This is a genomic window from Streptomyces sp. NPDC019443 (assembly GCF_044389785.1).
Classification (GTDB): Bacteria; Actinomycetota; Actinomycetes; order Streptomycetales; family Streptomycetaceae; genus Streptomyces.
The window spans coordinates 1-20,861 of sequence record NZ_JBIRYJ010000003.1; the positions used below are offsets into that span (position 1 = coordinate 1).

General features: G+C 69.1%; 16 protein-coding genes and 3 pseudogenes. 10 read left to right on the forward strand and 9 right to left on the reverse strand.

Annotated features, from left to right (window positions below; genetic code table 11):
• Positions 1–315, forward strand: a pseudogene (locus tag ACH492_RS10455) (IS200/IS605 family accessory protein TnpB-related protein); the annotation flags it as partial.
• A gap of 429 nt (positions 316–744) precedes the next feature.
• A pseudogene (locus ACH492_RS10460) lies at positions 745–864 on the forward strand (glutamine synthetase); the annotation flags it as partial.
• A 149-nt stretch (positions 865–1,013) separates the two neighbouring features.
• Here the strand turns inward: ACH492_RS10460 and ACH492_RS10465 are convergent.
• From ACH492_RS10465 to ACH492_RS10475, 3 genes are all read right to left on the reverse strand, one after another.
• Positions 1,014–2,813, reverse strand: a complete 1,800-nt coding sequence (locus ACH492_RS10465) for a VanW family protein (RefSeq protein WP_398986171.1) — start codon at positions 2,811–2,813, stop codon at positions 1,014–1,016.
• Between the two features lie 674 nt (positions 2,814–3,487).
• A complete protein-coding gene (locus ACH492_RS10470; protein WP_398984850.1) occupies positions 3,488–3,820 on the reverse strand; it encodes a putative quinol monooxygenase in 333 nt (110 codons plus the stop codon).
• 346 nt (positions 3,821–4,166) lie between these two features.
• Positions 4,167–5,282: a peptidoglycan-binding protein gene (locus ACH492_RS10475; RefSeq protein ID WP_398984851.1), complete on the reverse strand. Its 1,116-nt coding sequence runs from the start codon at positions 5,280–5,282 to the stop codon at positions 4,167–4,169.
• A gap of 378 nt (positions 5,283–5,660) precedes the next feature.
• On the opposite strand from ACH492_RS10475, the gene ACH492_RS10480 reads away from it, so the two are divergent.
• The gene (locus tag ACH492_RS10480; protein ID WP_398986231.1) at positions 5,661–5,792 is read left to right on the forward strand and encodes a hypothetical protein; all 132 of its coding nucleotides are present in this window, start codon (positions 5,661–5,663) and stop codon (positions 5,790–5,792) included.
• A 237-nt stretch (positions 5,793–6,029) separates the two neighbouring features.
• Here ACH492_RS10480 and ACH492_RS10485 read toward each other — a convergent pair whose 3' ends face one another.
• The 4 genes from ACH492_RS10485 to ACH492_RS10500 all read right to left on the reverse strand — a co-directional run bounded on the left by ACH492_RS10485 (position 6,030) and on the right by ACH492_RS10500 (position 10,998).
• Positions 6,030–7,064 carry a DUF6801 domain-containing protein gene (locus tag ACH492_RS10485; RefSeq protein WP_398984854.1) on the reverse strand — a complete coding sequence of 345 codons (1,035 nt, stop codon included), beginning with the start codon at positions 7,062–7,064 and terminating at the stop codon, positions 6,030–6,032.
• On the reverse strand, positions 7,064–9,226 hold the full coding sequence (locus ACH492_RS10490) for an NACHT domain-containing protein (protein WP_398984856.1): 2,163 nt from the start codon (positions 9,224–9,226) through the stop codon (positions 7,064–7,066). The genes ACH492_RS10485 and ACH492_RS10490 overlap by 1 nt, the downstream gene beginning before the upstream one ends.
• A complete protein-coding gene (locus ACH492_RS10495) occupies positions 9,223–9,648 on the reverse strand; it encodes a hypothetical protein (protein ID WP_398984858.1) in 426 nt (141 codons plus the stop codon). The genes ACH492_RS10490 and ACH492_RS10495 overlap by 4 nt, the downstream gene beginning before the upstream one ends.
• Positions 9,649–10,116: 468 nt before the next feature.
• Entirely contained in the window at positions 10,117–10,998 is an 882-nt protein-coding gene (locus tag ACH492_RS10500) for an AraC family transcriptional regulator N-terminal domain-containing protein (RefSeq protein WP_398984860.1), read from the reverse strand.
• 88 nt (positions 10,999–11,086) lie between these two features.
• Between ACH492_RS10500 and ACH492_RS10505 the strand changes: the two genes are divergently transcribed.
• The 3 genes from ACH492_RS10505 (at position 11,087) to ACH492_RS10515 (ending at position 15,028) form a co-directional block, all read left to right on the forward strand.
• The gene (locus tag ACH492_RS10505) at positions 11,087–12,091 is read left to right on the forward strand and encodes an aldo/keto reductase (RefSeq protein WP_398984862.1); all 1,005 of its coding nucleotides are present in this window, start codon (positions 11,087–11,089) and stop codon (positions 12,089–12,091) included.
• A gap of 544 nt (positions 12,092–12,635) precedes the next feature.
• On the forward strand, positions 12,636–12,986 hold the full coding sequence (locus ACH492_RS10510; RefSeq protein ID WP_398984864.1) for a winged helix-turn-helix transcriptional regulator: 351 nt from the start codon (positions 12,636–12,638) through the stop codon (positions 12,984–12,986).
• Between the two features lie 152 nt (positions 12,987–13,138).
• The gene (locus ACH492_RS10515) at positions 13,139–15,028 is read left to right on the forward strand and encodes an ABC transporter ATP-binding protein (protein WP_398984866.1); all 1,890 of its coding nucleotides are present in this window, start codon (positions 13,139–13,141) and stop codon (positions 15,026–15,028) included.
• Positions 15,029–15,352: 324 nt separating this feature from the next.
• Here ACH492_RS10515 and ACH492_RS10520 read toward each other — a convergent pair whose 3' ends face one another.
• Entirely contained in the window at positions 15,353–16,405 is a 1,053-nt protein-coding gene (locus ACH492_RS10520; protein WP_398984868.1) for an alcohol dehydrogenase catalytic domain-containing protein, read from the reverse strand.
• Between the two features lie 184 nt (positions 16,406–16,589).
• Here ACH492_RS10520 and ACH492_RS10525 point away from each other — a divergent pair, with 184 nt between their 5' ends.
• The 3 genes and pseudogenes from ACH492_RS10525 (at position 16,590) to ACH492_RS10535 (ending at position 17,643) form a co-directional block, all read left to right on the forward strand.
• The gene (locus tag ACH492_RS10525; protein WP_398984870.1) at positions 16,590–17,294 is read left to right on the forward strand and encodes a TetR/AcrR family transcriptional regulator; all 705 of its coding nucleotides are present in this window, start codon (positions 16,590–16,592) and stop codon (positions 17,292–17,294) included.
• Positions 17,272–17,451: pseudogene (locus ACH492_RS10530) on the forward strand (helix-turn-helix domain-containing protein); the annotation flags it as partial. The gene ACH492_RS10525 and the pseudogene ACH492_RS10530, both read left to right, overlap by 23 nt.
• Before the next feature lie 15 nt (positions 17,452–17,466).
• The gene (locus tag ACH492_RS10535) at positions 17,467–17,643 is read left to right on the forward strand and encodes a hypothetical protein (protein ID WP_398984872.1); all 177 of its coding nucleotides are present in this window, start codon (positions 17,467–17,469) and stop codon (positions 17,641–17,643) included.
• A gap of 131 nt (positions 17,644–17,774) precedes the next feature.
• Here ACH492_RS10535 and ACH492_RS10540 read toward each other — a convergent pair whose 3' ends face one another.
• Positions 17,775–18,665, reverse strand: a complete 891-nt coding sequence (locus ACH492_RS10540; RefSeq protein WP_398984874.1) for an alpha/beta fold hydrolase — start codon at positions 18,663–18,665, stop codon at positions 17,775–17,777.
• A 120-nt stretch (positions 18,666–18,785) separates the two neighbouring features.
• Here ACH492_RS10540 and ACH492_RS10545 point away from each other — a divergent pair, with 120 nt between their 5' ends.
• Positions 18,786–20,789: a BTAD domain-containing putative transcriptional regulator gene (locus ACH492_RS10545; RefSeq protein WP_398986173.1), complete on the forward strand. Its 2,004-nt coding sequence runs from the start codon at positions 18,786–18,788 to the stop codon at positions 20,787–20,789.
• Positions 20,790–20,861 lie beyond the last annotated feature (72 nt).

Consider the following 20,861-nt stretch of genomic DNA (forward strand, 5'->3'; position numbering starts at 1 on the left):
AGCAAACGAACCATGACTCGCCATGACGCGGCCTCGGTCGCGATTGGCAGGCGCGCCCTCGGGTACCCGATCCGGCGACGGACGACACCGCCCCCCCAGCACCAGAGCGATGCTGCGGGGCATCGGACCGTCCAGGCCGATCGCGGCACCCGAGGACGTGAGGAAACCCGCCGCCCCGTCACGGACCGTGCACACGAGGCACGCCCCCGGACCGGGATCAGACACAGAACGCGGGAGACCAGCGCACCCAAAACCGTTCGGGATGCGCGCAGTGCCGGGCAGTGGGTCCAAGACTCACTCCTGCTCACTGATTAGGAACGGTGCTGAGTTACAGCGTGTCGTCAGGCTCCGGCCGAACCGAAAGGGGACCGGGGTGTCCACCGAGAGCGTTGACCGGGGTGTCGACCGGGCCACCCAAGGGTTTGGCCGGACGGTGGTTCCTGGCTTGCACGGACCTTGCCGACGTTGGTGAAGTGAGATCCATCAACAGCGCTTCCCCGGACAACTGGAGGACAACCCCTCGCTGCCGGCAACAGCGCCGCCCCAGGCTGCGGTTCGGGCAATGCCTGCGCATTCGTGCGCATCGTCCCGCTGCGGCCACGGTCCAGCCACTCGGGGCCATTTCAGGGGGAGCAAGCAGCGAATGCGAACGAAAGCAGGTACCGCCATGGGGAGAACGGGGAGCGACGTCAAAGTGAGGAGTGCCGGCAGCACCCCTGATACCGACACGGTGCGGCGGGCGGGGAAGACGGCAAGGGCTACATCGAGGACCGCAGCCCGAACGCCAACGTCGACCCGTATGTCGTGACGCGCCTGATCGTCGACACCTGCTGCACCGCACTGGAGAAGGCCGGCCAGGTCTGACCTGCCGGTTCCGAACCCACCAGGGCCGCCCCGGCATCACCACCGGGGCGGCCCCGGGGACGAGCAGCCATGTGCAGCATCACAAGATCAGCGAAAGAGTCCGTTCACGCGTACCCGACTGGGATTTTCGCGAGTACGCGGACAACGAATCAGCCGAGTGTGGCGCTGTCACTCGTTGCCGTCGCGCGGGGTGCGTCCGGTCGGCCCACCGCCGCTGCGGAGGCCGGTTCATCCGGGGTGCACGTGACCTTGTCGCGAGGCGTGTAGTGGGTCTTGAAGTCTTCACGCTTGACTTCCCGGCCGTCCCGCACGAAGACGCGGCCGACAGCGACGTCGAACCCTTCGAGTGGGCTCTGGACTTCACACTTCGGGCCGCTGCCCGTGCGCGCCCCCGGCGGCTTGATGTTGGTGCGCGGCCCCTTGGTCGCACGTATCTCGTCGTACTTCTTCGTGCCGAGGAAGGTGATACTCACCGAGGTGCCGGTGGATTCGGCCTTGATATAGAGGGCGTGACCAGAATCGTTGGTCCAGCGCAGGTCGAGGGTGCCCCACGCGACCGTGGCTTCGCGGCCTTCGGGATAGCGCTCGATGTAGAAGGAGTGGGCGCCGTACTCCACGGGCTTGACGCCCGCGAAGAACATGGCATTGAACATGGTGGTGGCGACTGCAGAGACGCCGCCGCCGGGCGACTTCACGTACTGACCATTGTTGATCATGATGCCGTCGACGAAGCCGTTGCCCTTCGTACGCTCACCGACCGTTCGGTTGAAACTCCATTCCTGTCCGGGGAGAACAAGAGAGCCGTTGATGAGCTCCACCGCGCGCGCGATGTTGGTGCTGCGGTAAGGGGCGGGCGGAAAAGCGACGGTGAATGAGGAGACCTTCTCCTTGATGCCGAGCCGCTGTGCCGATGCACTCGTGAGCTGCGGCTGAACCGCTACGGTGGCGATCTCACCGGTGCGGGCCGCGCCGGAGCCGGTCAGCAGGGGTACCACGGCCTCGCCGAATGCCTTCGCGGTGACCTGCCGCCCCACGGAGCTTTCCTGGGCCACGACCACGCGGTCGTCGCCGTCGAGCCGGAGCACGGCATCCCGCGGGCCCTGGGAGGCGTCCCGCACCGGGCGGGAGACAGCGGGGTCGGCGAGCAAACCCTTGGAGTCGAGGGCCGGCACGAGGCGGTTTTGGCTGTCGGGCTTCATCGCCAGATGCCTGCCGAGCGCGGCGGTGCCAATGGATATGCGTTTCTCGGCGAGGGTGAGCGTTACGGGTCCGGACATCGCGGGCCGGGCGAACTCGTTCATGGCCCGCTCGGTCTCGTGCGGGCCGATCCGCGGCTGCGTCTGCCTCACCGGCATCACGACGGGGGCGGCGTCCGGAGTGCGGAGGTAGCCGTCGCGGATAGTGTCCAGCGCCTTGTCTGTGATCAGGGCGACGCCGGTGACCGGAGCGACGGCCGTCGCTCTGCCCTTCTCGAACGATATCGCCCCATCCCGGACCTGCCGCTTGCTGGCCGCGGCGATGCGGTCGGCTCCCGCCCGGCTCTTCCGCTCGTCCATGCGTATCACCGGCTCGACGTCCCGGCCGCCGGAGGCGAAGAGCCTGCCGATTGCCGTTACCGGATCGGATCCTGCGCTTGCGGCGCGGTCGGCGGTCGCCGCAGTGTCGAGGGACAGCCCGAGCCCGCCGGGATCGGCCTTCTCGATGCGGTCACCGATCTTCAACGCGACCGGCGCCGCGAAGACCGGCCCGAGCCTTCGGTCCAGGACCTGCCGGGCCTCCGCCCGGCCCATTCCGCCGATGTCGACCCCGCGCACCCGTGTGCCCTCTGCGATGTCGTCACCGGCCACCAGCCCGGCGATGTAGAGGCCACCCAACCCGAGCACGACAGCCCCACCTGCGACGGGCAGAACAATCCGCCAGTTGCCCGTTCTACTGCGTGCGAGTCCCATATCTCTCCCTGTAGCGCCCACCGGCCTGGAAACGTGCGTTTGACCAGCCAGAGCAGCCTGAACAAGTGAATTCGCACAGAATAATCCACAAAATGGAGGAAATAGGAAGAATGTAATTTCCGTCACGATGGAGAAGCGCCCCAGGCCGCCTGGGGCGCCTTGGGAATCGCACCCGCCTCCAGTGCCGCAAGGTGCGTGCCCTCGACAACGCGATATCGGGCTTCGGCGAGCCGATGCCGTTGACGGAATCCGCCGCGCATCACGTACACAACCGCTGTCGACACTGGCCGAACCGCCTCAGCAGCGCCGACCAGGTCCCCCGTACAGGACGAGCGAGGGCGAGATCAGACTGTGCTCCCGTCCGACCTCCGGCGCCGGGTGGCGTGCTCGCGTTCTCGCAGCGCCCGCCGGTAGAGGGCTGCTACGGCTGCCGGGCCTCGTACGTCGACCGGTCCGGGGACGAGGACCCGCTCGCGGTGAAGCGGTGGGACTACCGACCCCACCGGTGGATGGAGATCCTGGCCGAGCACGGGTTCGCCGTTTCGACCGCCCGCGTGCTACAGACCCCTGGCAGGACCGCGGAAGGCCGGCACCCGCCTCGTCCGCGCCCACAGGTAGCGCCCGCCCCACCGCCGCCTCGGTCTGTCCACGTCCCCCGTCGCGGACAGACCGGGCTATTCCATGCCGGTGACTGCCATCTCACCCAGCAGCGACCAGTCGTCATGCGGGACCTTCACGTTCACGATCCGGGGTGTCTCGGCCAGGTGGGGTGGCAGAGTCCGCTGCGCGGTCTTGAAGTGCTCGGAGTGCACGTGCGCTGCCCCGGCATCGTCGTCTCGGAAGGCCTCGACCAGCACGTACTCCGTGGGGTCCTCAATGCTCCGCGACCAGTCGAACCACAGGCAGCCCGGCTCACCGCGCGAGCCGGCGGTGAAGTCGGCGGCGATCTCAGGCCACCGGTCGGCGTACTCAGGGCGGACCTTGAACTTGGCCGTGATGAAAATCATCGGATTTCCTCTCGCTGGACTGTCCACACAATGCGCGTGCCACCTGCTTGGTTGAACCTCGGGAGTGGGCACCGGGTTTCCCGCAACGCGTGACAGATTACGTGATGTGATCATCCACCGTTCGAGCTCGACCCGGGGTGAGGTAACCGGTCGCCGGAGTGGCGTCGCCGCCGGTTGTAGTAGGCCGGCCAGCGGGCAAGCCGGGGCGCTGCACGCGGCAACGGCGCTGGCTCCTGGCAGTTCCCTGGAGCCCTCCGGCCAGGTGCTCACCTGGACCCGGCATCTGACGGACCTTCTCCGAAACCGAAGCAGCCGCCCGAGTCGGCGGGGAAGTAACGGAGTCCTACTACTTGGTTCGCAACATGAGGGCGAGGCGCGTGTTGTCGCCGTAGACGCCCGTCTCGTCACCGCGGACGCCGTACCACTGCTGGAATCTGACCACCGCCGATCGGACCTCCTTGTCGTAGCGACCGTCGATGGCACCGCCGTCGTACATGTTCGGGACCTGGAGCAGACGGACCTGCAGCTCGTATACCCCATGGCCGCTGTCGCCCTGGCGCAGCACACCCGTGCCCGGGATCTCGGGGAGGCTGGGTGCGGGGTTGTCGGGCAGCGGCGGCCGGTCCAGTTGCTCGGAGGGCGCGGACGGGACCGCCGGTGCGGGGTTTTCGCCGACCAGCAGCGAAGAGGCGAGGATCAGTCCGCTCACGGCGCCCAGTCCGAAGACTCCGGCGACACGAGTGTCCCGCCGGTCGGTGAAGCGCCGCCATCCTCGGCTTCTGTTCCTCGCGTGCGCGCGGACGGGTGGCGGTGGCGGTGGCGCCTCCGAGGACGGGGCGAGGAGTTGGTCCGAGGGCGGAGCCGGGCGCCCGGGGGTAGCCGGCCGTTCGGTGTACGGACGCGGACCGGTCCGGCCGCGCGCGCCCTCCTGCGGGGGAGGGAAGGTCAGCGGCGGCGCGGCGTACGTCGGGCCTGCGCCACTCGCCATCGGCGGCTCTCCCACCGGCGGTGGCGTTCCCAATGACGGGGGCGGAACAGGCTCCAGATGCGTGGCGCGCAACCACAGCGGCTCCACCACGACATCCTCCGGAGCGTCGACCTGCCGTACGCCACCGGTCCGCAGCGGCTCCACCACATACGGCTCGACGGCATGCGGAGGATCCGGATCCAGGCACGCGGGCCCAGTCCCCACCGGCTGTGTCCGTCGGGATGGGAGCGGAGCCGGGGGCGAGGACAGGGACGGGGTCGGATGAGTGAGGCCTGCGTCCCAGGCCGGTTCGCTGGGCTGTTGCCAGGACGGCGGCGGGGACTCGGGCCAGCCCTGCCGCTCGTCGACCGCGTAGAGGTCGGCGCGTGCGGCGTCCAAGGCGTCCAGCACGGCCTGGAAGGAGTCCCGTATCTCTTGCGCGAGATCAGAACCTGGATTGTGAGCTCGCTGAGGTTCGGTGTCGTTGAATCCCACCGGCAGTCCTCCTCAACCAACGTCCGTGGAATGTCTTGTCGCGGACAGGCCAGCGATGTCTTTCATGGGCGGATACGCATCAGAACGTCGGATGGTGGTCGCAGGGGTGGGTCTGTGACGGAGAGCCGGGCGGCACGGGTCGGGCTTCGCTCTTTCGTTGTGAGGCGATACGCAGCCCGTGCGGCCTTGTCTCAACGTGCCTTCCGGGATGTGGCCCACATCTCGTCGATTCCACGAGGAGTTGACGCCTGCGGCAGCCCGCCGAGCGCCGACTCGGACGCGGATGTGGACACACGGTCGTGGGTCCGCCGGAGCGTGGGACGTCCGCGTGGACCGGTAAGGGCGTGTTGTACATGACGAGTTGATCCTTGGCCTGCCATGGAGAGTGTGCTGTCGCGCGACGGGCGCTACTACGCCGTGCCCATCGGCTGGAGCGCGAAGACCGACCATGTCTACGTCCTCCGGGAAGCCGACGGCATGCGCATCGAATTGACGCCCGGCGTGCAGTAGGCCCGCAGGCTGCGCTCGGGGGCAAATCGCTGCGTCAGCAGGTCGGTTGAGAGAACATGGCTCACAGAGCCAACAGGTTTCTCCCAGGGACGGCGGAGGTCCTCGGCCAGGGGCCGGGCGAGCCGGAGCTGGGCATGGGCAGCGGTCAGAGTCCACTTCGTGGGCACGCGTGAGGAGTTCGCGGTGTACGAGGCAGCTGAGCACCAGCAACGGACGGACGGAAGCTAAAGATCAAGCTCAGTCGTCTGCGCCGCCGGAGCGGCGCCTCCTCAGCCGTGAGCCGAAACCGACAACGGCGGCGGCGCCACCCGCGGCGAGGACTCCCATCGTCAGCACGATCGGATTGCGGGGGTCCACGTCATCGGCCGTGTTGTCGTCGGCGGCGCTGGTCGCATCGTCCTGTGCCGTATCGACGGTCGGTGCTCCTTGCGAAGCGATCGGGGCGCGGGGTGCGGACCCGGGCGAGCTGGGTGCTGACGCACTCGGCGTAGTTGACGTACCTGACGTACCCGACGTCGAACGGCCGGACCCTGCTCCGGGCCGCGTGCCCGTGGTCGTCCCGCCGGTCGTTCCGGAACCGGTCCCGCCGGTCGTCCCGGAGGAGGCCTCGCCGGTCGCCGTCGCCGTTGCCTTCACCGGCTCCGTGATGACGAGCGACTGCAGGACCGTGTTCTGCCCGGACTCCAGTGCACAGGGTGCGTTGATCGTGCCCACGGCGGTCGTGTTGCCGTTTGCGTCCTTCGGGGTGAGGTGCAAAGTGAGGTGGCCGACGGTGACCTTCGCATTGCCGGGTCGGCTGAAGGTGAGGGAGGGCGCGGTGCCCTTGGCGGTGACGTCGAACGAACCGGAGGCCGGGATGGTGGTCCTGGGGATCGTCATGGGCACGGTCAGGGGGATGCTGCCCTGCGGTGCGGTCACGGTGGCGTTCCCGTCCAACGAGCCCTCAATGGTCTTCGCGCCGGCCAGGGCGGCCAACTGCGTGAAGCTCGCACCCACCGTCGCCACTCCGTCCAAGGCGGATTTCGGGCTGGCCTTGCCGACTTTGATCGAATTCGGGATATCCGAGTCGAGCTCCATCGTCACGGGCTGGTTGCCGAGGCCCGAAAATGCGCAGGTGTAGTGCAGCGTGAGCGAAACCGGTTCAGCGGAAGCGGTTTGGGAGCCTGACGCCCCCAGGATTCCGACCGCGGCTGTCACGGTCGCCGCGATTCCAAGGGCGACTCCGGCCCCGTACCTCATTGTGCTGCGTGCCGTGCGGTGCCTGACACCCATCAGCGACCACCTGCCGTCGACTGTTCGTGTTGCTCGTAGACCTCGGCCAGACGATCCCGGAGCCGCGCGTGGCGGAACTGGTAGACCGCGCCGACCTGGCGCAGCACGCCTCGCTGGTAGGCGTCGTCCAGGAAGGCGTTCACCGCCCACGGGAGCCGCCCTGTCAGGGGCAGCCAGACGCGGACCAGGACCACCCACCGGCCCCAAGCGGTCAACGTGCCGACCCCGAGCCCGACCGCGAGCCCGGCCGCGAGCCCGCTCGTGACCCCGAGTGCGAACCCGTTCACGAGCGCGACAACGATCCCGAACCCGAGCCCGAGCGCCAGCCCGACCGCGAGCACTTGGGCGAGCACGGTCGTGCGGTTCGTGTTCAACAGGTCCGACGGGCTGACCGAGGATTTTGTCTCGATGAGAGCCTCAAGCCCAGCCATGAGCGCGAGTATGAGCCCGACCGCCAGTCCGAGCGCGAGCCCGGCCACGAGCCAGTGCCCGAACACCAAGGCGATCACGGTCCAGGGGTAAGCCAGGAGACCCGCATAGACCGCCAATCCGAGCCCGAACACGACCCCGAAGACCAGCCCGCCCGCGAGTCCGCCCCGAATTCTGGGGAGGAAACTCTCCTTCACTCTCTTCGACCCGCCGCGGATCTGTATGTGCATGCGCGACGGTTCAAATGCGCCGCCGACCTTGAGTTTTGACCCGAATCCGTGCATGAGCCCGAAGACCAGCCCGATCCCCAGCGCGTTCAGAAGCACGTTGAAGGATGCCTCTCCGGGCTCGCGCGTGAGCCCGTAGACGAGTCCGAGCATGGTCCCTGACACGAGCCCGCTCGTGACCCCTGAGACGAGCATGCGCGAAGAGAGGCTCATGGCGGTTCCCAGTCGCCACCATTCGATGTCGTGTGTGTCGAGTTTTTTCAGGTGTGTGGCGAGGTAGCCGAGCCAGTGGCGGGCGCGTTCGGCGCGCCAGGGCCGGCGTTTCGCGGCGGGACGGTTGCTGAGAAAGCGGTCGTAGGCGGTGGGGATGAAGTTGTCCAGGAGATGGTCTTCAAGGGCTCCTCGGGTGCTGAACTCCTCGGTTTCCAGCAGCTTCACCGGATCTCGGCCGGATTTGTAGACGGTGTGGGCGAGTGTGACCATCAGGGGGGTGGTCAGCACAGCGGCGAGATTGGCGCAGGCCGGTTTGTCGGGGTGACGGCGCAACGTGTTCAGGACGTACTCCCACCCGGTCGGGGTGGTGGTGTCCGTGCAGTCGCAGGGGGTCGTGTCGGAGGCCGGCGTATTGGTGTCGTGCAGCAGGTAGTTGACGGAGTCGTCGAGGGTGAGGTCGGTCAGTTCGATACCGGCGAAGAGCGCGGTTGTTCCCACGGCGGCTTCGAGTTCGGCGCGGCGACTCGTCATCAGCAGCGGCACGGTGGTGGCCCTGAGGTCCAGCAGCGCGGCCCCGTGCAGGCCGTTGGCGATCTCGTCGAACCCGTCCAGGATCGCCAGCACGCGGTCGGCACCGACCAGCGCGGCGGCCCACGTCGATCCGTCGGGGCCGGCCCCGGCCAGAAAGGGGTGGTCCCGCTCCAGCCGGTCGATCAGCCAGTCCCGCAGTGGAGTGGTGATGGGATTCCACGATCCCAGACTGAAGATCACCGGTACCGGTGCTTCGCCGGTTGGAGTGCGAGCTTCCAGCCGGGCCCTTGCGAAACGCCGGATCAGGATGGTCTTCCCCGAACCCGCCTGGCCCAGCACCATCAGTCTGCCGGGCTTTGTCCCCTCGTAGACAGCCGCGATCTTTTCCAGCGGACCCGTCAGGTCCAGCGGGAGAGTGGCCGCCGCCTTGGCCGAGACGTCGAGGATGCTGTTCCGGCGGCCGGTCAACGTCGGAGGTGCCGGTCGACAGCGCACAGGCAGCGGGGCCGGATCCCATAACCGCTGCTGCTCCTCCTCACGCTTCAGGAAGCCGCTGACCCTGTCCGCGAGCAGATTGGCCTTCCCTGCCAGCGAGTTCTCGGCGGGGCGCGCTGCGGGAAGGATGAGCACGTTGTTCGCGTTGTCGCCGGTGCTCACGATGCCGTAGTTGTCACCGTCCACGTTCACCGACCGGTCGCCGCCCGACTGGTCAGGCTTGTGCTCGGCGGGGTCCGGCTTCTGGAGACCGGGCCTGCCGCTCACTGGTGCAGGGTGTTCTTCGCACCGTCGCCGGTGGAAATGATCCCGGAGTTGTTTCCGGCGAGGGCGACGCTGCGCTCGCCGTCGGCCTGGAGGGCGGGACGCTCCGGCAGCAGCGCCGAGAGCTCATCGGCAAGGCCTGGGGAGTCCCTGAGCGCATCGCGCAGCGCGATCCTCAATTCCGCGCGCCGTAAAGCGAGCATGTCCCGGTCCGCGCCCGCGTCCGCCAGGCTGGTGACGGTGACTCGAACGGGGTCGGCGTCGGCGCCGCGGTTCAGGATCCTGGCGAGCAGCCGCTGCCCCATCCGTACGGTCGCCCCTGCCGTCTCGTCCTGGGCCCTGGTCAGCACACTCACGCCGTAGGCGACGACCGCCGCTTCGGCTGCCGGCACGATCTGGTCGAGCAGCGCATCGATCTCGAGCACAGGCGTTCCCCCTGTCGCGGAAGCGAATTCGGGTTTCATGCTAGCCACGCAGGCACCTTCGGTCAGCGGTTCGGCCACGAAATTGATCCCAGGTCAGGTCCGCCCGTACGGGCCCCGCGACCGGGCCCTGTCCCGTTTCCGCAGCGCCGCTGGCCCCTGCCGCTCCGACCGGCGAGTTCGAGTTCGAGTTCGAGTTCGAGTTCAGAGAGCTGGACGCGCGGGCGACGATCCCGGTAGTGCACGTAACTGGCGAGTTCACGTGGGGACCGAATGTGTTGGTGAGGCCTGAGTTCGCCTTCGACGTCGGTCAACACCACAGAAGTGAGTCCTCCGGCGAGCACACCGAGTACGGCTGGTTCGCCATCGATGCTGCGCTGAACGCCCTGCGGCCGGACTACAACCGGACCGCGCTGCCCACCGGAGCCCCGGCCTGCGCCGGCGCTATCCCCTGCCGCGGCGGCGTTGTCCCTACGCCCCCCGGGCTTTCGCCAGCCGGCCGCGCAGGCGGGACGCGTCCTGGGCAGGCGGTAGGCCGTAGGCGCGCCGGTACTCGCGGTTGAATTGGGTCGCGCTCGCGTACCCGACCGCTTCCGCCACCAGTGCCGCCGTGGTGTTGCCGGCGACCAACTGCCGCCGTGCCTCCTGCAGTCGCAGGTGTTTCTGGAAACGCAGCGGGCTCATACCGGTGGCGGTCTTGAAGTGCCGGTGCAGCGTGGCGGTGCTCATGTGCGCCACCGCCGCGATCATGTCGATGCTGAGCGGCTCGGTGTAGTGCTCGGAGATCCAGGCGGCCGCCGCGCGCACCCGGGCCGCACCGGAGTCAGCCAGCGCGAATTGCCGCAGGAACGGGCCGAACGGACTGCCGAGAAGACGGTAGAGGATCTCGCTTTCGATACGGGCCGCCAGTGGGCGGATATCGTCCGGAGTGTCGAGCAGCCCCACCCACCGGTTGACCGCGTCGAGGAGTTCCGGCGTCATCGGAGCGGCCATCTGCCCGCCGGGACTGGGGAGCGTGCGCGGGTCTGTTCCGTCCAGTTCCAGCAGCAGGTCGGCGAGTGCCCGGCCGTCGAGACGCAACACCACCGAGCGGTACGGCACTCGCTCGAACGTAGCGGTGACCGGCAGCACGAGCGAGTTGAGGAACATCTCACCGCGCCCGGTCACCCAGCTCCGGTCGCCCGCGATGGCGCGTTTGGCGCCGTCGGCGATGAAGCAGATCATCGGCTCGTACAGCAGGTCGAGGGGGGCGACGAGCTCGTCGAGCGCGACCAACGCGAGGCGTGGCACCGCGCTGTCGGACCACAGGCCGTCGCTGTGCCGGGCGATGGCCGACGCGAGCTGGTCCAGCATGAAGCACTCCCTTGCTGAGAGGATTAGGCAACCCTATGCGGTCTCCGCCCCATGACCTCGCGGCGGGCGCACTCCTAGCGTTGAAGGCATGACACAGCACGACAAGAAACTGCCGAAGCGCAAGCTCGGCACGCAGGGCCTTGAGGTCGGGGCGATTGGCCTTGGCACGATGGGCATGACCATGGCGTACGGGGCCGCTGACGAAACCGGCGGCGTCGCCACCATCCGCCGGGCGTACGAACTAGGCGTCACTCTCTTCGACACCGCCGAGCTGTACGGCATGGGCACCGGCAGCAACGAGCAACTGCTCGGCCGCGCCGTGAAGGACTTCCGCGACGACGTCGCGATCGCCACCAAGTTCGGCTTCGACCTGAGCGATCCGCAGAACGTCGGGGTCGCGCTGGACAGTCGGCCGGAGCATATCCGCGAGGTCACCGAGAACAGCCTGCGCCACCTCGGAACCGACCACATCGACGTGCTGTACCAGCACCGCGTCGACCCGGACGTACCGATCGAGGACGTGGCGGGCACGGTCGGCGAGCTGATCGCCGAAGGCAAGGTGCGGTACTTCGGACTCAGCGAGGCGGGTCCCGACATCATCCGCCGCGCTCACGCCGTCCACCCAGTGTCCGTGCTGCAGACCGAGTACTCGGTGTTCGAGCGCGCCGTGGAGACCGTGCTGCCGGTGGTGCGTGAGCTGGGTATCGGATTCGTGCCGTATTCGCCGCTGGGCCGCGGATTCCTCACCGGCACAGTGAAACCCGCCGCCGAGTACCCCACGGACGACATGCGCAGCTGGGACGACCGCTGGCAGCCCGGCAACTACGAGAGGAACCTGGCCGCCATCCGCCGGCTGACCGCGCTCGCGGACACCAAGGGCATCGCGGTCACGCAGCTCGCGCTGGCCTGGCTGCTGAACCAGGGCGACAACGTCGTGCCCATCCCGGGCACCCGCAACCCGCAGCGGGTCGCCGAGAACGCCGCGGCAGCGCACGTCACTCTCACGCCGGAGGACCTCGCCCGCGTCCAGGAGATCCTGCCGCGCGGCGCGGCTGGATCCCGCTACCCCGAAGCAATGATGCCGTCCTGGTGATAGCCAGCCCCCGATGCGGATCCGAGCGACGCCCCGGATGACTGGCGTCGCGGGGATACGAGGTCCACGATCACCGGTACGGAGGCAGCGGCAGACCGGCCATCGCACACGACGGCCGGTCTGGACATCGTTCCCCAGGTGTCTGCGAATCTGTCGGCAGGAGGTCGCGAGGGAACCCACGCGGCTCTCCTGCCGACGACGTTGCGGCGGTGGACCGACACCTCACAGGTAGCGCCCTGGTACCAGGTGTCGCGGTCGGCAGTACTCAGTGGCGCCGGGCCGCGTCAGCGAACACCAGGCGGACTCGGGACGGGCATGGCCGCCGGGTCGGGCAGCGGACCGGCGTTGTCGTGTCCGCTGAACACCGCCGCGGCTTCGGCGCCTCGGCGACATCGAATACGGCGTGTTTGCCCGCGTGTGCCCCTCGCGGTCAGTCCTGGATCACATCACCGGCCGTTGGAGAATGCTCGCGATGGGCACGTTGGCGGACGGACCTGTGCGGTTCAACGCGCTTGCCCGGCGCGTCGAGGGTGTGAGCCAGTAGATGCTCGGTCAGGCGCTGCACGCCCTGGAGCGTGACGGTTACGTACGGCGGGAGGTGCACACCACCGGCAGGCTGCACGTCGAGTTCTCCCTGACAGACATGGGCCGCGAGACCGCCGACAAGCTGATGGAACTCCCGGTCTGCTGCAGAGGCAGTTGCCCACGGTCCTGGCCGCGCAGGATGCCTTCGACGACCAGTCAACCGATTGACCTGGCTTTGCAGGGTGGCGCCGCGTCACCGCTCCCCCGCCGGTCCCAGGAACAGACCGCCGGCGACCTCGGGCCTCTGGCCGGTGATCCAGCGGGCGTGGGGAAGGCGATGGTCAACCCGCCGACCACCGACAGCGCATGAGTGGCAAGTGAACCTGGAAAAGCGGGCCCGCTGAAGGACCGAGAGGAATCGGTTGACCTCAAGTTCGGTTTAGGTCATAGCGTTCTGGGTGCGCCCCGGGCCGTGCCGGCCGACGGGAACCGCGTCGGCCCACCAGATTCCGGAGGCACCCCATGGACATGGAAGTCACCGCGTGGACATCGCTGCACAGTGCGATGAACGCCCAGCAGGACCGGAGACCCTTCTCCCGGGCCACCCTGCGCCGCATCGTCTCCTTCGCCCGGCCACACCGTCGGCAGCTTTACCGCTTCCTGCTGCTCAGTGTGGTCACCGCCCTACTCGCCGTGGCGACACCTGTGCTCGCCGGCCGCGTCGTCGACGCGATCGTCAAAGGCCAGCAGACCGGCACGGTCACCCGGCTCGCGCTGCTGATCGCTGTCATCGCCGTCGCCGAGGCGGGGCTCGGTCTGCTCACCCGCTGGCTGTCGGCCAATCTCGGCGAGGGGCTGATCCTCGATCTCCGCACGGCGGTCTTCGACCACGTCCAGCGGATGCCGGTCGCCTTCTTCACCCGCACCCGCACCGGCGCACTCGTGAGCCGGCTCAACAATGACGTCATCGGGGCCCAACGGGCCTTCAGCAACACCCTCTCCGGCGTCGTCTCCAACCTCGTCACCCTGCTGATGACGCTTGCCGTGATGCTCAGCATCTCCTGGCAGATCACCCTGCTCGCCCTGGTCCTGCTGCCGGTGTTCGTTCTCCCCGCCCGCCGGATGGGCTCCCGCATGGCCAAGATGCAGCGCGAGGCCGCCAACCACAACGCCGCCATGGGCACCCAGATGACCGAGCGGTTCTCCGCCCCGGGCGCGACCCTCGTCAAACTCTTCGGACGCCCCGCCGACGAGTCCGCCGAATTCGCCGCCCGGGCCCGCCGGGTGCGCGACATCGGCATCCGTACGGCTATGGCCCAGTCCGTCTTCATCACCGCCCTCACCCTGGTGTCCGCCCTGGCCCTCGCCCTGGTGTACGGACTCGGCGGCTACTACGCACTGCGCGGCAACCTGGACCCGGGAGCCGTCGTCGCCCTCGCCCTGCTCCTCACCCGCCTCTACGCCCCGCTGACCGCACTGGCCGGCGCCCGCGTCGAGGTGATGAGCGCCCTGGTCAGTTTCGAGCGGGTCTTCGAGATTCTGGACCTGAAACCGCTGATCTCCGAGAAGCCGGACGCCCGCCGGGTGCCGGACGGGCCGGTGTCCGTGGAGTTCGACGGGGTCCGCTTTGGCTACCCCTCCGCCGACAAGGTCTCCCTCGCCTCCCTCGAAGAGGTCGCCACTCTCGACTCCCGCGGCGGCACAGAGGTTCTGCACGGCATCTCCTTCCGCGCCGAACCCGGCCGGATGGTCGCGCTGGTCGGCTCCTCCGGCGCGGGCAAGTCCACGATCGCGCAACTGATGCCGCGGCTGTACGACGCCGACGCCGGTTCCGTACGGCTCAACGGCATAGACGTTCGCGACCTGACCTCGGACTCGATCCGCGAGACGATCGGCATGGTCACCCAGGACGGCCACCTCTTCCACGAATCCGTCCGCGCCAACCTGCTCCTCGCCCGGCCCGACGCCACCGAGGACGACATCTGGGATGCCCTGCGCCGCTCCCGCCTGGAAGGGCTGGTGGTCTCGCTGCCCGACGGCCTGGACACTGTCGTCGGCGAGCGCGGCTACCGGCTCTCGGGCGGCGAGCGGCAGCGGCTGACCATCGCCCGGCTGCTGTTGGCCCGCCAGCGGGTCGTCATTCTCGATGAGGCGACCGCCCACCTCGATTCCACCTCCGAGGCGGCCGTCCAGGAGGCGCTCGGGGAGGCGCTTGCGGGCCGTACCGCCGTGGTGATCGCCCACCGGCTCTCGACCGTACGAGCCGCGGACCTGATCCTGGTCGTCGAGGAGGGCCAGGTCGTCCAACGCGGAACCCACACCGAACTCCTGGCCGCCGGCGGCCGCTACGAGGAGCTGTACCGCACCCAGTTCGAACACCCGGGAGCAGAGGAGGCACACCCTGTCCATTGACCCCAACCCACCGCACCGACAGCGGCCGCCAAGTCCTTGTCGCCGACGGGCAGATCGATGCTCTTCCCCTGTCGCCACTTGAAGCACCAGCAGGCGGGCGGATGACCCGTATCGCAGCCCGGCCCGGTCCGGCCGAGCCCCGGTACAGGCCAACCGGCCGCCACCGCTCCGGGGTCTGAGAGCCTTGGGTATCCGGCGACTGACGAGGAGCAGGCTATGGCTGTTGAAACCGGACCAGGTTGTCTGGACGGCCCCAACGCCCGCTGAACGGTCGTGGTGCTGCCGGCACGGAGGTGCGTGACGCGGCGGCAGCACCGACGTGGATCAGCGGGCAGGGTCGAGAAGGACCTTGCGGACACCGTCGGCACGGCTGTCGAACAGTTCGTACGCCGCGGGGCCCTCGGAGAGGGCGAAGCGGTGGGAGACCACAACCTCCGGCGTGATCCGTCCGGCCTGGGTGAGGGCGATCAGGGCAGGGAGTTCGTAGTGGACCGAGCACAGTCCAATGGCGAACTCCAGTTCCTTGACCTGGGCCAGTCCCATGTGGATGGGAAACGCCTTGTTCTGGCTGACCCCGATGACGCTGACCCGTCCAGCCTGCCGGACGGCTTTGAGGGCGAGCTGGATGGTGGCGTCCGAGCCCACGGCCTCCACCACGGCGTCCGGTCCGCGCCCTGCGGTCATCTCCCGTACGGCCGTCCGTGCGTCCTCGCCCTCGACCGGCTCGACGCCCAGGGTGGCGGCAAAGGCGCGGCGCTCCGCGACCAGGTCCGCGCCCAGCACACGGGCGGCGCCCATGGCGAAGGCGGATTGCGCGGCCATGAGGCCGACCGGCCCGAGGCCGATGACCAGGACCGTTTCGCCGGGCTGGATGCGGGCGCGGCGGCACCCGTACCAGGCCGTAGGGGCGTTGTCCGTCAGGACGACGGCGGCCTCGTCGGAGATACCTTCGGGCAGGTGCACCAGGTTGACCTCGGCATGGGGCACCGCCAGAGACTGGGCCTGACTGCCCTGGAGTTGCGGGCTCACTCCGTAGCAGAGGTCCGTCGAGGAACGAGCGCGCTCGCACCTGGCGGTGAGCCCGGTCGCGCAGGCTCTGCACAGGGTGCAGCCGGCCGAGGCGGGAACCAGAACCCGGTCGCCGGGTTTGAAGCGGGTGACCTGGTTGCCGGTGTCGACGACCACGCCGACGCACTCGTGTCCGGGGGTGTAACCCAACTCCGGGCTGAACGGGTTGCCGCCGTAAATGTGCAGGTCGCTGCCGCAGATACCGGCCGTGGTGACCTGGACGACCGCGTCGGTGGGGCTGGTGACGGCCGGGTCGGGAACGTCCCCGTAGCGGATGTCACGGCGGCCGTGGAAAGTCAGAGCCTTCACTGGATTCCTCCATCCAGGCTCAGTGCGGCGCCGGTGGCATCGATCCGGTCGAGTTGCCGCTGGAAGTCGGGGTCGGTCTCGAAGTCCAAGGACATGGATGGGGCTCCCACACGCATCAAGGTGCTTGACTTAACATTTAATGCGACCATATCACTTTGCCGTGATGACGCTATCATGGGCATCCGTGACAGCACATGAGACGGCCACGCCGCCCCGGAGCCGGAAGCCCCGTGACACCCGCGGCACACTCATCCGCGCCGCCGAGCAGCTGTTCGCGGCGAAGGGCGTCGACGGTGTCTCGCTCAGCGAGATCAAACGGGCCGCCGGCCAGCGCAACGCGATGGCCCTGCAGTACCACTTCGGTGACCGTGCGGGTCTGCTGCGGGCCGTACTCGACAAACACACCCCTGCGGTGGACGCCCGCCGGGAGGTACTGCTGCAGCAATGCGAGGACAGCGGCACAGTCGATCTTCGCCCCCTTGCCGCCGCCCTGGTGCTGCCAGCTGCCGCGAAGCTCGCCGATCCCGACGGCGGCCGCGAGTTCCTGCAGATCGTGGCCGAACTGCTCAACCGGCCCGAACCCCTGGTAGAGCTCGTCGTGCCGAACGAGGGGTCAAGCATCTACGCCTGGCGGCGCCTGGTGGAGCCTCTGCTGCCTCCCGAGTCGACCACGGTGCTCCACACCCGCTTCACCGCCCTGCGCTTCTGCCACGCCGAACTCGCCGCCCGTGCCGCCGCCCGCCCACGCAGGGACGACCGGCTGTTCACGAGCCGGCTGGTCGACCTGGTCACCGCACTGCTGGCCGCGCCGGTGTCCGAACAGACCGCACGACTACTGCACGAGCGAGACCTGAAGGACCGGACCGATCAGCAGGCCCCAGCTCGCTGACCGGTCCTTTCCCTCCAGCCGACCGTCCGGCGATCAGTTCTCAAGCAGCGAGTTCCAGGAGCACGGCCCGGCCGGCGCACGCGTCGATCGCATCCCCGAGAAGGCCGGCGCCAACAAGCGCCTGATCTATGTCTACTTCGGCGACAAGGAGCACCTGTTCGACGAGGTCGTCGTGCGCGACGTGGAGGCGATGCTCGACACCCTCGCCTACGTCCTTGGGCTCGTCGGCGCTTGGACGATCGCGTCGTCGGCGCTCCACGACGTCGGCGGCCCAGACGGCATGCCCGACCTTCGCCGCCGCAGGCTGCACGAATCAGTGCGGCGGCTGCCGGCGGCCCCGACGCCGTGAGGCCACTCGCCTTCTCTCAGTTGATTCCCACCTGCGGGACGTTGGTCTGTGGACGGGAGCCACATCTCCGGGGCAGTCCGCTCGTAGCCAACTCGCGGGCTGGGCTGGTTTGTCGGGGTGGGTGAACGCGTTCAGCAGCGGGCGAGGAGGTCCCGGATGGCCTTGACGACGACAGCGGGGGCTTCCTCGGCCATGAAGTGGCCGCAGGAGACGGTGGTGTGCTGCAAGTCGGGTGCCCAGGCGTTCCACAGCGCGGCGGCGTCGAAGCCCAAAGCCGCGCCCCAGTCCTGCTGGAGAACGGTCACCGGCATCCGCAGCTGGTTCCCGGCGTCCCGGTCGGCCCGGTCGTGTTCGACGTCGATGCCGGCGGAGGCCCGGTAGTCGGCGACGATGGAGGGGACGGCGGCGCGAGACTCTGCCAGGTAGGTGGCGCGTATCTCGGCCGGGATCGCCTGTGGGTTGTGCGTCCAGATGTCGAGGAAGTGGCCGAAGAAGGCGTCCGCTGTGGCGTGGATCATCTGCTCGGGCAGGCCGGGCGGCTGGGCCATCAGGTAGAGGTGGAAGCCGACGGCCGCGCCGGTGCCCCGCATGACGTCCCACATGTCGAGCGTGGGCAGCACGTCGAGCGAGGCGAGGTGGGTGATGGCTTCGGGGTGGTCGAGGCCGGCGCGGACAGCGACCAGGGCGCCCCGGTCGTGCCCCGCGAGAGCGAAACGCTCGTGGCCCAGCGCATGGGCGAGCGCGACGATATCGGCGGCCATGGTGCGCTTGGAGTAGACGGTCCCGTCTGTGACGGCAGTATCGGCGGGCTTGTCGCTGGCGCCGTAACCTCGCAGATCGGGGCAGATGACCGTGTGGTCGGCCGCGAGGTCGACAGCCACGTGCCGCCACATCAGGTGGGTCTGCGGGAAACCGTGCAGCAGCACGATCGGGCTGCCGGATCCTGCGACGGCGACGTTGAGCGCGACATCGTCGGCGACAGGGACGCGGCGGTAGTCGAAGCCGGGGATGGACGGTGTCATGGTTCGCCCTTTCGGAAGGCGGAAGGTGACGGACACCTCGAGCCTGCCGGGCGCGAATCAGCAGGTAATCAGCAGGTAATCAGCGCGTACGGTGGCGGCAGGATGTCCGGAGAGGTGGGTATGGAGCGGGTCGCATTCGGTGTGCTCGGGCCTGTGGTCGCCGAGAGCAGCGGTGGCACGCTCGCATTGAAGGGGCCGCGGCACCGGGCCGTGCTGGCGCGGCTGATCGTGGCCCGCCGACGTGTCGTCCCTGTCGCCCACCTGGTCGAGGACCTGTGGACAGTTCCCCCGCCGGGCGCCGTGGGCGCCGTACAGACCTTTGTCGCCGCGCTTCGCCGAGCCCTGGAACCGGACCGTCCGCCCCGGGCCCCTGCCCGCCTGCTGGTCACCGAAGGACCGGGGTACGCGCTGCGCCCGGAGCCGGACGCCGTGGATGCCTGGCGCTTCGAGGCAGCCGTCGGCGCCGCCGCGAATCTGCCGGCCACGGATGCGCTGCCGCGGCTGGAGGAAGCACTGGGGCTGTGGCGAGGTCCCGCCTACGCCGAGTTCGCGCAGGAGGACTGGGCACGCAGCGAGCGTTCCCGCCTCGCTGAGCTGCGGCTGCAAGCAGTGGAGCGGCGAGCCGGGACGCAACTGGCCCTCGGCCGGGCCGCCGAGGTGGTGCCCGACCTGGACGTACACCTTGCCGATCATCCCTGGCGCGAGGACGCCTGGCGGCTGCTGGCGCTGGCGCTGTACCGGCAGGGCCGTCAGGGGGATGCTCTTGGCGTGCTGCGCAGGGCCCGGGCGGTCCTGGCCGACCAGCTGGGCGTGGACCCCGGCCCGCAGCTGCGCCGGTTGCAGGCGGACATCCTCAACCAGGAGCCCGGCCTTGATCTTCCGGCTGAGCCGACGGCGACGGCGGGCCGGCTGTGGACGCGGGCGGCGGCAGCCTACGACCGCACGGTCTCCACCGGTGCCCGCGCCCGCCTTGAGACGACGGTGAGCCTGATCCGGAACCTCGCGGTGACCGGGGGCGGTGGCCTGGAGACGGCCCAACAGCACCGCATGGAGGCCATCACGGCGGCGGAGGAGTTCGGCGACCCGGAACTGACCGCCCGAGTGATCGGTGCCTACGACGTCCCCGCGATCTGGACCCGTAGCGACGATCCGGAGCTGGCCCAGCGGATTGTCGCGGCCGCCGAGAGCGCCCTCACCGCCCTGCCGGGTCACTCGCACGAGGCGGCGCGCTGCCGCCTGCTGGCCACGATCGCACTGGAGATGCGCGGCGCCCGGACACAACGCGGCCCCCAAGCCGCCCACGAGGCGGAAGAGATCGCCCGTCGTCTCGACGATCCCGCGCTGCTGGCGTTCACGCTGAACGGGGCGTTCATGCAGTCCTTCATCCGGGCGGGCCTCGCCCCGCGGCGGGATGAGATCGGCGCGGAACTGATCGGGCTGGCAGCCCGGCACGGACTGGTGACCTACGAGGTACTCGGCCACCTCATCCGCCTTCAGGCACGCAGCGCGCTCGGCGACTTCCCGGCGGCGGACGGGCATGCCGCCGCCGCGGACCGCCTGGCCGGGCGCCACGAACTGCCGTTGGCGGGCGTCTTCACCCAGTGGTACGGGGCGCTACGGCTGGCCGCGTCCGGGCGGCTGTCGCAGGCTGAGGCCGCCTACCGCAGTGCCGCCGCACGGCTGAACGGTGCTGGTATGCCCGGCCTGGAGCGCGGCATACTGCCACTCGCGCTGCTGTGCCTGCGACTGGCGCACAAGACGCCGTCCGGGCTGAAGTCGGCCGAGGTCGACCTGCGGGCGGACTGGGGCCCTTTCCGTCCCTGGGCCGAGCCGTTCGCCTTGGTGGCAGCCGGTCGCCATACCGAGGCGCGGGCGGCACTGCGCGCGCTGCCGGAGCCTCCACGGGACTTGCTGTACGAGGCGTGCTGCTGTCTGGAGGCCGCTGTCGCGCTGGAGGTCGGTGACCAGGTCGTGCTGGAGCGGGTCTACACCCGCCTGCTGCCGGCCGCCGACGAGCTCGCAGGTGCGGGCAGCGGCCTGGTCACCCTCGGCCCTGTCGATCACTACCTCGCCGACATCGCCACCGCGCTGTGTGCTCCGGTACGGCCGACCGACGGCGACTGACAGCTGAGTGCTGCGCGGCGGTCCGTGACCCGAGCGACGCCAACGGCTGACACCGCGACACCTTTCGCATCC